This is a genomic window from Psychromonas algicola (assembly GCF_004378355.1).
Taxonomy (GTDB): domain Bacteria; phylum Pseudomonadota; class Gammaproteobacteria; order Enterobacterales; family Psychromonadaceae; genus Psychromonas.
In genome coordinates this window covers 151,980-167,155 of sequence record NZ_SNUB01000004.1, presented here as the reverse complement: position 1 = coordinate 167,155, position 15,176 = coordinate 151,980, and the positions used below count along the sequence as shown (strand labels likewise).

The following is a 15,176-nucleotide window of genomic DNA, read 5'->3' as shown; positions in this document are numbered from 1 at the left end:
ATTGATGTGCGAGCGAGTGCTTCTGAAAGTTCCATAAAAAAATCCCATGACCTTTTGAGTCATAGGATTTTGATCTTCTTACGTTAAAAATCAACTAATTTTTCTTAACTGATCGGCATTAGCTATCAATGCCGGTTTTTTATTCAGTATTGAGCGGTATTTATTTAAGTTTACTTAAATCACGTACTGCGCCTTTGTCAGCTGATGTTGCCATCATTGCATATACTTTTAATGCAGCTGAAATAGGGCGGTCACGAGAAACTGGCTTCCATCCAAATACATCTTGTTTGATGCGACGTGCTGCTAGTACATCATCAGATACTTTTAAGTTCATTTCACGTGTTGGAATGTTAATGTCGATAATATCGCCATTTTCAATTAAGCCAATCACACCGCCAGCTGCTGCTTCTGGTGAAACGTGACCGATTGAAAGACCTGATGTACCACCAGAGAAACGACCATCAGTAATTAATGCACATTTCTTACCTAGCCCCATTGATTTAAGGTATGAAGTTGGGTAAAGCATTTCCTGCATACCTGGGCCACCTTGTGGGCCTTCATAGCGGATAACAACCACATCACCTTCTACTACTTTTCCGCCTAAGATAGCTTCAACAGCATCATCTTGGCTTTCATAGATTTTAGCTGGACCGGTGAAGGTTAAGTTACTGTCATCAACACCGGCAGTTTTAACAACAGCGCCATCTACGGCCATGTTACCAAATAATACCGCTAAACCACCTTCAGTACTGAAAGCGTTATCTATTGAACGTACACAACCATTCTTACGGTCATTATCGACAGTATCCCAACGACAAGATTGACTAAATGCTTTTACAGTACGGATCCCTGCAGGACCTGCGCGGTAGAAGTCGATAATAGCTGGGTCTTCCGTTTGCATAATATCGTATTTAGCAAGCTGCTCTTTCATTGTTGGGCTTAGAATGGTTGGGATATCGCTATTTAATAAACCCGCTCTATCTAGCTCACCTAAGATAGCCATTACACCACCAGCGCGATGTACGTCTTCCATATGATATTCAGGTGTCGATGGTGCTACTTTACAAAGTTGTGGAATACGGCGAGACATCTCATCCATATCGGCAACTGTAAAGTCTAATTCCGCTTCTTGTGCACAAGCTAATAAGTGAAGAATAGTATTGGTTGAACCACCCATTGCAATATCTAACGCCATTGCATTTTCAAAGGCGCCACGGTTCGCAATTGAACGAGGTAATACTGAATAATCGTCTTCTTGATAATGACGTTTTGTGATTTCAACAATACGACGACCTGCTTCTAGGAATAGGTTTTCACGGTCTGAATGTGTTGCAAGCATTGAACCATTACCTGGTAATGATAAACCTAATGCTTCTGTTAAACAGTTCATTGAGTTAGCTGTAAACATACCAGAACAAGAGCCACAAGTTGGACAAGCACTACGCTCTACTTTTTCAAGATCTTCATCAGACACATCTTTATCTGGACCCATTACCATGGCATCGACTAAGTCTAGTTTGATGAGTTGATCTGAAAGCTTAGTTTTACCGGCTTCCATCGGGCCACCTGACACAAAAATAACTGGGATGTTTAGACGAAGTGCTGCCATCAACATTCCCGGTGTGATTTTGTCACAGTTAGAAATACAAACCAGTGCATCTGCACAGTGAGCGTTGACCATGTATTCAATTGAATCAGCAATTAAGTCACGAGAAGGCAGACTGTATAACATGCCTGAGTGTCCCATTGCGATACCATCATCAATAGCGATAGTATTAAACTCTTTAGCAATACCGCCGGCTTTTTCAACTTCACGGGCAACTAATTGGCCCATATCTTTTAAATGAACATGACCCGGAACAAATTGAGTAAATGAGTTTGCAATGGCAATGATTGGTTTTCCGAAATCATCATCTTTTACACCAGTTGCGCGCCATAATGCACGAGCACCTGCCATGTTACGACCATGTGTTGATGTTTTTGAACGATAAACTGGCATTTTAATTTCCTTAAATTGCTGCTAGCCAAATCACTGGCTTGATATAAATAATGGTTAATAACAGTAAAACAGAGTTGCCTTTATTGGGCAATCTCGATTTACGCTGTTGCTTTAATATTTTGTTCTTGTTGTAAGGTGGCGACTTGTAACACGCCGACAATTTTTTCAATTTGTTTGGTCAATAAACTAATATCACGTTCACTACATACGGTTAATGTAATATGCGAAACTTGTTTTACACTGCCTGTTTCTGCGTTTATGCTATCAACAGTAAAACCTCGGTGACGGCAAACACGTAATAAACGTTCTAAAAATTCAGGGCTTTTTTTCGCCTCAATAATTAATAATGATTTCACCCTACACTCTCCATCATTTGGTCATTAGCGGCACCTGGTGGCACTAACGGCCATACATTTTCTTCTTCAGAAATTGAAACATGTAATAAATAAGGGCCTTCACTTTTTAACAAGCGTTGTAAGGCTTGGTCTATTTGCGATTTAGTGACAATCGTTTCACCAGGAATATCAAAGGCGCTGGCTAGTGTTACAAAGTCTGGGTTATCAGTTAAAATGGTTTCGCTATAACGGCCATTAAAGAATAGCTCTTGCCATTGACGTACCATTCCCAAACGTTGGTTATCAATCAGTAATATTTTAACTGGCAGTTGCTTACGTTTAATCGTGCCTAACTCTTGTACATTCATCATAAAAGAGCCATCACCAGAAACTGCAATCACGGTATCGTTAGGGCGAGCAACTTGTGCGCCAACGGCCGCAGGAACACCAAACCCCATGGTCCCTAAGCCTGAGCTTGAAATATGGTTTTCAGGTCGATCCACAAACATATGCTGTGCCACCCACATTTGATGCTGGCCTACATCACTACAAATGACAGTATCTGTTGGCATAATCTCAGCTAGCTTTCTTAATAAAGCTGGAGCGAAGATAGGCTCGCCGGGGTGATCATAACGATTTGCATAATCTATTTTCATTTTGGCAACTTGCTTTTGCCATGGCGCAATATTTGTTTTAGCTTTTATTGCCGGTAACACTTGTTTTAAGTTATCTGTCATAGATAACGTCACCTGACGTAATTTATCAATTTCAGCGGCATCGATATCTAAATGGATCACTTTAGCATTAGGTGCAAACTCATCTAATTTGCCAGTCACACGATCATCAAATCGAGCGCCTACAGCGATTAATAAATCACATTCTTGAATCGCTAAATTAGACGCTTTGCTGCCGTGCATACCGACCATTCCCATAAAATAAGGTGAATGATGAGGAACACAGCCAATCGCTTTTAACGTACAAACACTTGGAATTTTAGTTTCTTGAATAAAGTCACGTAACTCTTCAACGGCATTTGCCATTCCTACTCCGCCACCAATATAAAGTAGTGGTTGTTTTGCTGACTCAATCATTGATTTGGCTTGCTCAATACGTTTGCTATTGAGTTGTTTGTCGCTGTTAACTAATTTAGCTAATGCATGCGCGACGCTTGGACCAACCTGAATGTCTTTAGGAATATCAATTAATACGGGTCCGGGGCGCCCAGTAGTTGCAATTTCAAAAGCTTGCTCAATAATCGGACCTAATTCTTCGGCGCTTTGAACCATGAAACTATGTTTAGTGCAGGCTAGGGATAAACCTAATACATCAACTTCTTGAAACGCATCGGTACCGATTAAATGCGTTGGTACTTGTCCTGTAATGGCTATGATTGGAATAGAATCAAGTAATGCATCCGCTAACCCTGTGATCAGGTTTGTTGCACCTGGTCCTGATGTTGCAATACACACACCCACTTTTCCTGTTGCGCGCGCATAACCAATGGCAGCCATTGCCGCACCTTGTTCGTGGCGACATAATAAATGTTCAACACCGCCATCAAATAAAGCATCGTAAAGAGGCATGATGGCACCACCAGGATATCCAAATACCTGTGTGATGTTCTGTTCTTTTAAAGCTTGTACAACAAAGTGTGCACCATTCATAGATTCTTCCTGAAGTTCATGATGGTTAATCGTACTCTTTTTAAAAGCACTGAACGATTTAGAAAATGGGTGCTCTTTATAGCAAAAAACGGCTTATCAAACAACTTTTGTCACATTTTTAAGCAACTTTTCAACGCTTTTATTATTCGTTTATATTTATCCGCTATGTGAACTTTAACTTGTTTGTTTTTTGCTGATTGTTTTTTGACCACTATACTTTGTTAATGTCCAATTATTATCAATATGTTGGGAGTTGATATGGCACTGTCGAGATTAGTTTGTAGGGCAATCTCGGGCGTTGATGCGCCGGAGGTTGAAGTCGAAGTTCATCTTGGTACTGGATTACCGGGCTTTTCTTTAGTTGGATTACCTGAAACCTCAGTGAAAGAAGCTAAAGATCGCGTTCGTAGTGCTATTTTAAATAGCAATTTTAAGTTTCCTAGTAAAAAAATAACCGTTAATTTAGGCCCAGCAAATTTGCCAAAAGAAGGAGGGCGGTTTGATCTCGCAATCGCCTTAGGGATCTTAATTGCTTCTGAGCAAATTCAGTGCGCAGAGATATTAAATTACGAGTGTTATGGTGAGCTTTCTTTATCTGGAGAATTGCGCAGTGTCGATGGCATTATCCCTTGTGCGTTAGCTGCAAAAACACAGCAGAGAAAAATTATTGTTTGTCCCGATAATCAACATGAGTGTGCTTTAACTGGTGCGCAAGGATTTGTCGCGCGACATTTACTCGATGTGTGTGCTTTTTTACAGCAACAGTTAGAGTTACAAGCTGCTGTTCAAAAGGAAATACAAGATCAAGATACGCATCAGCTCGATTTTTCCGATGTATTAGGGCAAGAGCAAGCGAAAAGGGTATTGGAAGTCGCCGCTGCGGGTTCGCATAATTTATTACTTATTGGTCCACCCGGTACAGGTAAGAGTATGTTAGCGGAGCGCTTTATGACCTTATTACCCAATTTAGAAGAACAGCAAGCGTTACAAACTGCTGCGGTTTATTCAGTGTGTGGAAAACAGCGAAAAAACTGGTTTGCACCACCTTATCGGGCTCCACATCATAGTGCTTCGGCTGTTGCATTAGTGGGGGGCGGTGGGAAGCCGAAACCGGGTGAGATTTCTTTATCTCATCATGGTGTTTTATTTTTGGATGAGTTACCAGAGTTTCCTCGTTCAGTGTTAGATAGCTTACGTCAACCAATGGAAACCCATAACGTGACAATTTCACGGGCTGCAAACCAAGTTACTTTTCCAGCTCATTTTCAATTAATTGCAGCGATGAATCCCAGCCCTTGTGGACATATTTCTGGAAACTTAAGACGTAGTACGCCAGATCAAATTTTGCGCTATTTAAATCGATTATCGGGACCTTTTTTAGATCGTTTTGCGTTGTCTATTATGGTGCCGTTATTGCCTAAGGGGATGCTCGCTATATCGCAACAGGGGAGACAAAATGTAGCAGAAAAAAGTGTTGATATTAAAGCCCGAGTTTTAAAAGCAAGGCAGCTTCAATTTCAACGACAAGGTAAACTGAATCATTATTTATCTAGCCAAGAAATTAATGAATATTGTATTTTAACTGAAGAGGATGCGCTTTTTTTAGAGCAAGCGATTGAAAAAATGGGGCTTTCTATTCGAGCTTGGCATAGCTTACTCAAAGTGGCGAGAAGTATTGCGGATCTGGATGATCAACCAAGGATTTTGAAAGCACACCTATCTGAAGCATTAAGTTATCGAGCAATGGATCGTTTATTAACTAGTTTTCAGGAAGCTTATTAATGCCGATTTTTAATTTTTCACATAAAAAAAGAGGCTTAAATAAGCCTCTTTTTTGAATGTTAAATCAATATTGAAAAGTTAAAATGCTATAAAACCTTATATAAGATTATAGTGCTTTAATTGTTTCAATTTGTTCGTTTAACTTGTCACAAGTCGTTTGGTATTCAGCTTGTTTTGCTTTTTCTTTAGTAATAACAGCTTCTGGTGCATTACTAACAAAACGCTCATTACTTAGTTTACCTGATACTTTATCTAGCTCTTTCTTAGCTTTTTCAAGCTGTTTTGCTAAACGTGCTAATTCAGCTTCAGCATCAATCAAACCTGCCATTGGAATTAATAACTCTAATTCACCAATTAGCGCGGTAACAGAAGCGGGTGTTTCTGAGCCTTCAGCAACAAAGGTAACGGTTTCTAATTTTGCTAATGCAGCTAGGAAAGCTTCATTTTCAGCGAAACGGCGCGTGTCTTCAGTACTTGCATTTTTAACTAATACATTCAATGGCACTTTCGGACTGATATCCATTTCACCACGAATGTTACGCACTGCATCAATCACTTGCTTAACCCATTCAAGGTCAGCAACGGCTTTTTCATCAACTTGTGCAGCATCATATTCAGGGTAAGCTTCAAGCATGATCGTCTCGCCACCTTGACCAGTGATACTTTTAACACGTTGCCAGATTTCTTCGGTCATAAACGGAAGCATTGGGTGCGCAACACGTAGCAAGGTTTCTAATACGCTGATTAATGTATGTCGAGTACCGCGCTGCTCCTCTTCGCTACCTTTGAATAATACTGGTTTAGTTAATTCTAAGTACCATCCACAGAATTCATTCCAGATAAAATCGTAAAGAATGTTTGCTGCAATATCAAAACGATAAGTATCTAATGCTTGGCGGAACTCTTTGATCATATTTTGCAATTGACCTTGAATCCAACGGTCTGCAAGGCTAAATTGCATGGCTTTATTATCACCAAAACCAAAATCTTGTTCTTCCGCGTCCATTAATACATAACGACTTGCATTCCATAATTTGTTACAGAAATTACGGTAACCTTCAAGACGATTCATATCCCAGTTGATATCGCGACCTGTTGAAGCCATCGCGGCTAAGGTAAAGCGTAATGCATCCGTACCATGTGCTTCGATACCATCGGCGAATGTTTTACGGGTGTCTTTTTCAATTTTCTTAGCAAGTTGTGGCTGCATCATGTTGCCAGTACGTTTGGTTACTAAGCTTTCAAGATCTAAGCCATCGATCATATCTAAAGGATCTAATACGTTACCTTTAGATTTAGACATTTTATCGCCATTTTCATCACGAATCAGGCCGGTTACATAAACGGTTTTAAACGGTACTTGTGGTGTGCCATCTTCATTCTTCATAAAGTGCATGGTCATCATGATCATACGAGCAACCCAGAAGAAAATGATGTCAAAACCGGTTACCAATACATCTGTAGAATGGAAGGTTTTAAGATCCATAGTTTTGTTTGGCCAACCTAATGTAGAGAATGTCCATAGACCAGATGAGAACCATGTATCCAGTACATCGTCATCTTGGCGTAATACCACGCTATCATCTAAATTATGTTTAGCACGTACTTCTGCTTCATCATGTCCAACATACACTTTACCCGCTTCGTCATACCAAGCTGGAATGCGATGTCCCCACCATAATTGACGAGAAACACACCAATCATTTAAGTCATTCATCCATGAGTTGTACATGTTTTCATATTGTTGCGGTACAAATTTGATATCGCCATTAGCAACCGCTTCTGTTGCTGTTTTAGCTAAAGGTGCAACACGTACATACCATTGGTCTGTTAGCATTGGTTCAATCACAACACCACCACGATCACCATAAGGTACGGTTAAGTCGTGATCTTTAACTTCTTCTAATAAACCTAATGTTTCTAATTCACTGACGACTAATTTACGCGCATCTTCACGTGTTAGCCCTTGGAATTGAACGGGTAAACCTGTTGGGTAATCTTCGCTTTTTTCACCGTTAGTGTTAAACACTTCTGCGCTCTCACGAATACAAGCATCAAAAGTTAAGATGTTGATCATAGGTAAATTATTGCGTTTACCTACTTCGTAGTCATTAAAGTCATGAGCGGGTGTAATTTTTACACAACCTGTGCCTTTTTCCATATCAGCATGTTCATCGCCAATAATTGGGATTTCACGGTTGGTGAAAGGTAGCACAATGCTTTGGCCAATTAAGTCTTTGTAACGAGGATCTTCTGGGTTTACTGCAACACCTGTATCGCCTAATAATGTTTCTGGACGCGTAGTCGCAATCACAATATAGTTTTTGCCATCAGCTGTTGTTGCACCGTTAGCCAGCGGGTAACGGAAGTGCCACATAAATCCTTTAACGTCTTTGTTTTCTACTTCTAGATCAGAAATTGCGGTATGTAATTTAGGATCCCAGTTAACTAATCGTTTGCCACGGTAAATTAAGTCGTCGTTGTATAAATCAACAAAGGTTTTTTTAACCGCTTCAGAAAGGCCATCATCCATAGTAAAACGTTCACGATCCCAGTCTACTGAAGTTCCTAAACGGCGCATTTGACGAGAAATATTACCGCCAGATTCCGCTTTCCAATCCCAGATTTTTTCGATAAATTTTTCACGGCCTAATTGTTGACGAGTTTCACCTGTTTCAGCGGCTAATTTACGTTCAACAACCATTTGTGTCGCGATACCAGCATGGTCTGTACCCATTTGCCATAATGTGTTTTTACCTTGCATACGTTGGTAACGAATTAACGTATCCATGATGGTATCTTGGAAAGCATGTCCCATGTGCAAACTACCCGTAACATTTGGTGGTGGGATCATGATGCAGTAACTTTCTTTATCAGTATCGCCGTGCGGTTTGAAGTAACCTTTTTCTTCCCAAGTTTGGTAATTTTTTTGCTCAATTGCACTAGGGTTGTATGTCTTTTCCATCATTTATCTTCTGTCTGGTTAGTTGACTCTTGCGATGTTGTTGCAACATCTTGAGTAGATAGGGTGTGGCCTAATTTCTTATAGGCACTATAACGCATACGCGCATTAATTTTTAGTTGTTCTTGTGCAGGCACAAAATCAATAATTTGTTGGAAGTTTAAATTAAACTCCGGAATGTTTTGGCTTAGATTAATTAAGATTGCACGTGGATGTTGCGGTGCAAGCCAACTAATCTCAACTGGTGAGCCATAACGAGGGCCTTCACCTATTAAATTATGAGGTACAAAACTATCACCATCAAATTGCCATAAGTATTCATCAACAGTAAAAGCGTCTTGTTGATTTTCAGTATATATGAATACTTTTTTATTTTGCTTGTAGTAATAAGCCGCTAGCTGACAAGCTTGCACAAAATAGGCAGGCAAGCCTGTCGAGCTTTTTTCATCATGCCCAGCTTCTGAATAAACATAAAAGAGGACGTCGCTCATTGCTTACTACTGTTTATGTTTATTCTGAGAATGATTAAATCCATTAAGCATCTACATCCGCTAATTCTTGTCCACTACGGTTGATCACAAATTGTGTTAGTAGTGAAACAGGGCGGCCAGTTGCTCCTTTGGTCGGACCTGAACGCCAAGCAGTACCTGCGATATCCAAGTGTGCCCAAGTGTAAGCTTTAGTGAAACGAGATAAAAAACAAGCGGCAGTAATTGAGCCGGCCGGACGACCACCAATGTTTGCCATATCAGCAAATGGGCTATCTAATTGTTTTTGGTAATCTTCGTCCATTGGTAACTGCCAAGCTTTATCACCTGATTGTGTTGAAGCACTTAAAATTTCATGCGTTAACCCTTTATGTGGGCTCATTAATGCACTGATATTATGACCTAGTGCCATAATACACGCGCCAGTTAACGTCGCGATATCAACCACGCATTCAGGTTCAAAACGTTCAACGTAGGTTAATGCATCACACAATACCAAACGGCCTTCTGCATCAGTATTTAATACTTCAACGGTTTGGCCTGACATAGTGGTTAAAATATCGCCTGGACGATAAGCTTTGCTTGATGGCATATTTTCAGCGCCAGCAATAACACCAATCACGTTAATAGGTAAATCTAGTTTAGCAATGGCTTTCATTGCACCGAATACAGAGGCTGCGCCACCCATATCATATTTCATTTCATCCATGCCTGCGCCTGGTTTTAATGAAATACCGCCTGAGTCAAAAGTAAGTCCTTTACCAACTAATACAATCGGTTTTTGATCTGAAGGGCCGCCTTGATAATTAATAATCGACATATAAGCTGGATTCGCAGAGCCTTGAGCAACCGCTAAATAGCTGTTCATCTCTAATGCTTGCATTTGTGCAGTATCCAGTACTTCTGTGGTAATTTTATCGAAGCGTTGATCAAGCTCTTGTGCTTGCTGGCTTAAATAGTATGGTGTGCAAATGTTCGGTGGCATATTTGCTAAGTCTTTACAAAACTTCATACCCGAAGCGATAGCAGAACCATGTTGTAGTGCTAATTCAGCACGAGCTAATTCTTTACGGCTTGAAATGTTAAAAGTTAATTTACGTAATGGTCGACGCGTATTGTCTTTATTAGTCTTGAATTGGTCAAAGCTATATAAGCTATCTTGCGTGGCTTCAATCGCTTGACGCACAGCCCAATAACTATCACGCCCTTTAATATGTAATTCTGTTAAACAGCAAACTGCTTCAAGTGCCCCTGTATCGTTTAACGTTGTAATTGTTTTTTCAATGATTTGTTTATATTGTGTTTCAGTTAATTCACGCTCTTTACCGCAACCAACTAATAATACTCTTTCACTGACCACATTTGGTACATTATGCAAAAATAAAACTTGGCCAACTTTACCTTCAATATCGCCTCGGCGTAATAATGCGCTTAAGTAGCCCTCACTAATTTCATCTAATACTTCAGCTGCGTGAGACAAGCGTCTAGGTTCAAATACACCGACAACAATACATGCGCTGCGTTGCTTTTCTGGGCTACCGCTCTTAACTAAAAATTCCATATGTATCCTTAAGACAATTATATTGACATTAACTGTGCTATTTTTGTAAAAATGCAGTTATCATAAGCTATTGTGGATCTTGAAACGTAATATAAACTTATATAAATAGCAATTTTACCGCAATTGCTTGCTTAATCCACTATTTTAGGGTCTTTTGTAACATCTTATTTTATACTGGTGAACAGGTTGATAATTCTTCGTTATTTAATGTTGGAAACATTTAAAAGCCAAATTGGTATTCTTTTTGTTTTATTGCTTATATTTGTTAGCCAAAAATTTATAACAATTCTAGCGCAGGCCATCAATGGTGTAATCCCTGCTGATCTTGTTTTAACTATCCTATTTTTAAATCTTCCGACTTTAGGCACCTTGATGCTGCCTATTAGTTTTTATCTTGCGGTTTTGTTTGCTCATGGCCGATTACACAGTGAAAGCGAAATGGTTGCATTAACTTCCTGTGGTTATAGTCCCAACAAAGTATTACAAGCAACTCTGACCTTATCATTATTTACTTTTGCATTTGCAAGTTTTAATAGTTTATATCTAGCGCCTAGCGCAGAAGACCAGATGGTTGCTGTGATTGAAAAAGCAGAAGCAGACTCTGGTACCGCTACATTAATTGAAGGGCGTTTTCACAAAACTTCCGATGATGGTGGTGTGGTTTATGTCGAAAAATATGAGCGAGGAAGAAACTTAGTGAATGTCTTTGCTGCGCATTGGCCGAAAGAAGAAGGGCAATCACCTTCGGTGATCACATCAACAGCGGGTAACCTCGAAAATAAAAAAGATGGCACTTGGCTAACGTTAGATAATGGACAACGTTATGCTGGGATTGTCGGTAAAAATGAATTTGAAAATACAGAATTTTCGAGTTACCAAGTGCATATTGCCAATGTTGAAGCCGAAAGAAAACAACGTGGGGTAGAAGCTTTGCCAACAGCACAATTAATAGGAGTTAAAGACCCTAAATATCAAGCTGAATTACAGTGGCGTATTGCTATACCTGTTTCTATTTTATTGATCACATTTATGGCTGTACCAATGGCGAAGGTAAATCCTCGCCAAGGACGATATGCCAAATTACTGCCAGCTCTTGCTCTCTATTTAACTTTTTTCTTACTATTAAGTGCTTCAAAAAGCTTGATTGAAGATGGTGCTGTCTCGCCTCATTCAATATGGGTAGTGCAAATTGTCTTTTTTAGTATTGGACTTATATTGCATTTAAAGACAATTGGTAAGTTTAATTTCAAGGTGACTAAACCAAAGCTTGTGGAGGTGGTTAAATAAATGGGGATTCTCGATAGATACATTGGACGCACCATTTTTGCAGCTACTTTTTTAAGTTTATTTGTCTTAGTGGGTTTAAGTAATATTATTAAATTTGTAGAGCAAATGAAGCATGTGGGTAAAGGCGATTACGATATCATTTCTGCTGCTTATTTTGTGTTGTTAAAAATGCCTGTTGAAATTAGTTTATTCTTTCCTATGGCAGCTTTAATTGGCGCTTTAATTGGTTTGGGATCATTAGCCAGTAGTAGTGAGCTCGTGGTGATGCAAGCGGCTGGTTTATCTAAGTTTAGAATTTCTCTTTCCGTATTAAAAACAGCCATCCCTATGGTTATTGCTGTTATGTTGTTAGGTGAATTTGTTGCACCAAAAACAGATAAAGAAGCTTATTTTATGCGTGATCAAGCGCGTAGTGGTAGTGCACGTGTTGAAAATAAATATGGTGTATGGGCTAAAGATGCAGACTCCTTTGTCAGTATTGGACGGATGAATAGCAAAGCCGAATTATTTAATGTGCAGTTATATTACTTTTCCAAAGATCTAAAGTTAGATCATGCCATTGTCGCTAGAAAAGCCGTTTATAAAGAAGGTTACTGGCTATTACAAAATGTGAGTCAAACTGCTTTTCTCAATAATAAAACAGAAGTAACGAGTTTTGCACAATTAAATTGGGAAACAGAATTAACGCCTAAAAAACTTGAAGTGATTATCAGTGATCCTGACAAAATGTCGATGCGTGATATTTATGATTACACGACTTATTTAGAAGAGAACGATCAAGATGCAAGTCGTTATTGGCTTACTTTTTGGCGTAAAGCAGTATTGCCTTTTACTGTGATTGTAATGATGTTGCTATCGGTTTCGTTTATCTTTGGTGGCTTAAGAACGGTAACGATGGGAACACGATTAATCTTTGGTATTGCTAGTGGGTTTGCGTTCCATGTTTCAGGAGAGTTATTTGGTCCTGCAAGTTTAGTCTTCGGCTTACCTCCTATTTTAGGGGCTGTTTTACCTAGTTTGTTAGTCCTCATTATTGCGATGTATTTACTTAAGAAGCAAAGTTAAAAAAGCTAATGGTTAGTTACCAACTAACCATTATTTTTATCTTCATCCATAAAAGCCATTCCTTTAAAACCTTTCCAGTTGTTTAATTCTTTACTCAAGACAACGACCTCACTTTCTGCCCATAGATCTTGAAAAGCATTACGACTTGTTAATAAAGCCATTATGTTGCCTAAGCCAAATGCTGAGGTCGCCATTCGAATCAGAGATTGGGTGAAGGTAATATTGCTCCCATCGCTATTTTGAACACGTAATCGCCAAGCTTTCATACCAATGGTTTGCCCCGCTTGGGTCCAAAAGTAAGCATAAAATCCGATAATGACAATGCATAAATAAGCGAGATAAATAGGGCTTTGCCCTAAATATTGAGCTGTATCTTCATAAAGGCTTAAATCTATGAGCCCGACCTTATTGCTAATAGTTACAACGAGTAATGCCAATATTGCTGCGAGCATTAGTATTGCTCCTAGTGCAAATAGATCATAAATATAAGCTCCTAAGCGTTTAAAAAATGAAGCGCGTTCACAGGCTTGATATCGTTCAGCTAAGAGTAATTGTGGCGTTTTAGGATTAGTATTATTGGCCATGATGAGTCCTTAAAAAATGAAAAAACAGTATATCAAATGGCTTATATTAATTGCATTTTATTTATTTGGAATGCTTAACTGAAGACTTTTTAATCAATTAATTAGTTAAATTGCCGTGTTTTTAATCGCTTATAAAGTTTGTGACTGAAAACTCTTGTGTGTGATAAATGCATAGGTATAATCTTCTGCACTCAGCCCGAGTGGTGAAATTGGTAGACGCGACGGATTCAAAATCCGTTTCCGAGAGGAGTGACGGTTCAAGTCCGTCCTCGGGCACCATATTTAAAAAAGCCTTAGCATTTTTGTTAAGGCTTTTTTGTATCCATCATATTGTTATTCTTCAAACCTGAGTATAAAGCGAGTCATCTAGTTAATATTAAACTTGTATCGAAGCAAGAAAACATACTTTCTTTTATAGCTTCGGCCTGTATAGTCGATTTAACGACTTACTTTGCCATCTTCATTATCGCTAGTTCGATATTTTTAATATAGAGATATTATCGACCTATAGGTTTATGCTTATAGTATGCTTATCGTTATTTCCTTAACCCGTACTTGTTTTTATAGCGAGCTATTCATGAAATGCTTTTTGAGATCAGTTAGTTTCTGTTTTGTTATTTTTGTGCCTCTATTGTTATCTGGTTGCATGCTTACCAAACAAAAAATGGAAGAGCCAGATAGCTTTAAAAGTCATATTCAAGTTGAATTAACACAATATGAACAAAGTGCGTTTAAACAGGTAGAGGCTAGTTTTTTTACTGCTAAGTCTAAAGAATTAGTTTTTAGAGTGTTATCTGATATTGATAAAACATCGGAGTGGCTAGAGAGAGTTGATAGTTTAGAAGTCTTGGAAATTTATAATAATCAAAAATATTTATTACGAACAATTATCGCTATGCCTTGGCCTTTTCAAGATCGTGAATTAATAACCTGTGTCAATACAGGATTTGAAGAGTCAATGATAACCATCGATATTTATTCCTGTAGTGAGCAAGTTGCAGAAAGTGAGCTCTATTTACGTTTACCACAAGTCGTCTCAAGTTGGAGCATCAAAAACGTAAGTGATGGTCTCGTTGAAGTCAAATATAAGACTTGGCTGGATCCTAAAGGTAATATTCCTGCATTTATATTTAATAGTGAGTTAATTGATAGTACAAAAATAGACTTTAAGAAGTTACAGACTATTATTGAAAGTACTTCTTTAGAATATTTTTCTTACTAGTTTACTGCTCTTGCCATGAATCAACTTAACAATAAAGCGATTCATTTAAATAAGTAAGTGCTTGTCGTTATAATTAAATAAATGCGTTTATAATGTTTTCTTGATATAATTTTTTGCTACTTTCGAGCATGAAAATTATCAATATGAATAATATAAGGAGGGGATCGTGAGTTTTTTGACAATTAAAAAAAATAATGGATGTATAAAAGAAAATATTACCTTTTCTT

At 38.6% G+C, this 15,176-nt stretch carries 11 protein-coding genes and 1 tRNA gene; 5 read left to right on the top strand and 7 right to left on the bottom strand.

Annotated elements, in window-relative coordinates; translation table 11 throughout:
* Window positions 1–160: 160 nt before the first annotated feature.
* The 3 genes from ilvD to ilvG all read right to left on the bottom strand — a co-directional run bounded on the left by ilvD (window position 161) and on the right by ilvG (window position 3,998).
* Window positions 161–1,999, bottom strand: a complete 1,839-nt coding sequence (gene ilvD / locus E2R67_RS03565; protein ID WP_134289559.1) for a dihydroxy-acid dehydratase — start codon at window positions 1,997–1,999, stop codon at window positions 161–163.
* A gap of 98 nt (window positions 2,000–2,097) precedes the next feature.
* Window positions 2,098–2,355: an acetolactate synthase 2 small subunit gene (gene ilvM, locus E2R67_RS03560; RefSeq protein WP_134289558.1), complete on the bottom strand. Its 258-nt coding sequence runs from the start codon at window positions 2,353–2,355 to the stop codon at window positions 2,098–2,100.
* Window positions 2,352–3,998 carry an acetolactate synthase 2 catalytic subunit gene (gene ilvG, locus E2R67_RS03555; RefSeq protein ID WP_134289557.1) on the bottom strand — a complete coding sequence of 549 codons (1,647 nt, stop codon included), beginning with the start codon at window positions 3,996–3,998 and terminating at the stop codon, window positions 2,352–2,354. The genes ilvM and ilvG overlap by 4 nt, the downstream gene beginning before the upstream one ends.
* A 258-nt stretch (window positions 3,999–4,256) precedes the next feature.
* On the opposite strand from ilvG, the gene E2R67_RS03550 reads away from it, so the two are divergent.
* Window positions 4,257–5,780, top strand: coding sequence for a YifB family Mg chelatase-like AAA ATPase (locus E2R67_RS03550; protein WP_134289556.1), 1,524 nt, complete (start codon window positions 4,257–4,259; stop codon window positions 5,778–5,780).
* 106 nt (window positions 5,781–5,886) lie between these two features.
* Here E2R67_RS03550 and E2R67_RS03545 read toward each other — a convergent pair whose 3' ends face one another.
* The 3 genes from E2R67_RS03545 to pepA are packed head-to-tail and all read right to left on the bottom strand — an operon-like array spanning window position 5,887 to window position 10,791.
* Window positions 5,887–8,745 carry a valine--tRNA ligase gene (locus E2R67_RS03545; RefSeq protein WP_134289571.1) on the bottom strand — a complete coding sequence of 953 codons (2,859 nt, stop codon included), beginning with the start codon at window positions 8,743–8,745 and terminating at the stop codon, window positions 5,887–5,889.
* A complete protein-coding gene (locus E2R67_RS03540; protein WP_134289555.1) occupies window positions 8,745–9,233 on the bottom strand; it encodes a DNA polymerase III subunit chi in 489 nt (162 codons plus the stop codon). The genes E2R67_RS03545 and E2R67_RS03540 overlap by 1 nt, the downstream gene beginning before the upstream one ends.
* A gap of 43 nt (window positions 9,234–9,276) precedes the next feature.
* Window positions 9,277–10,791: a leucyl aminopeptidase gene (gene pepA, locus E2R67_RS03535; RefSeq protein ID WP_134289554.1), complete on the bottom strand. Its 1,515-nt coding sequence runs from the start codon at window positions 10,789–10,791 to the stop codon at window positions 9,277–9,279.
* A gap of 177 nt (window positions 10,792–10,968) precedes the next feature.
* On the opposite strand from pepA, the gene lptF reads away from it, so the two are divergent.
* Window positions 10,969–12,078, top strand: coding sequence for an LPS export ABC transporter permease LptF (gene lptF, locus E2R67_RS03530; protein WP_279587485.1), 1,110 nt, complete (start codon window positions 10,969–10,971; stop codon window positions 12,076–12,078).
* Window positions 12,079–13,143 (top strand): LPS export ABC transporter permease LptG, encoded by a 1,065-nt coding sequence (gene lptG, locus E2R67_RS03525; protein ID WP_134289552.1) that lies wholly within the window; start codon window positions 12,079–12,081, stop codon window positions 13,141–13,143. It abuts the gene before it with no gap.
* A gap of 23 nt (window positions 13,144–13,166) precedes the next feature.
* Here the strand turns inward: lptG and E2R67_RS03520 are convergent, their stop codons facing one another.
* The gene (locus E2R67_RS03520) at window positions 13,167–13,727 is read right to left on the bottom strand and encodes an RDD family protein (protein ID WP_134289551.1); all 561 of its coding nucleotides are present in this window, start codon (window positions 13,725–13,727) and stop codon (window positions 13,167–13,169) included.
* A gap of 194 nt (window positions 13,728–13,921) precedes the next feature.
* Here E2R67_RS03520 and E2R67_RS03515 point away from each other — a divergent pair.
* Window positions 13,922–14,006, top strand: a tRNA-Leu gene (locus tag E2R67_RS03515).
* A 298-nt stretch (window positions 14,007–14,304) separates the two neighbouring features.
* Entirely contained in the window at window positions 14,305–14,949 is a 645-nt protein-coding gene (locus E2R67_RS03510; RefSeq protein WP_166739302.1) for an SRPBCC family protein, read from the top strand.
* Window positions 14,950–15,176: the final 227 nt, after the last annotated feature.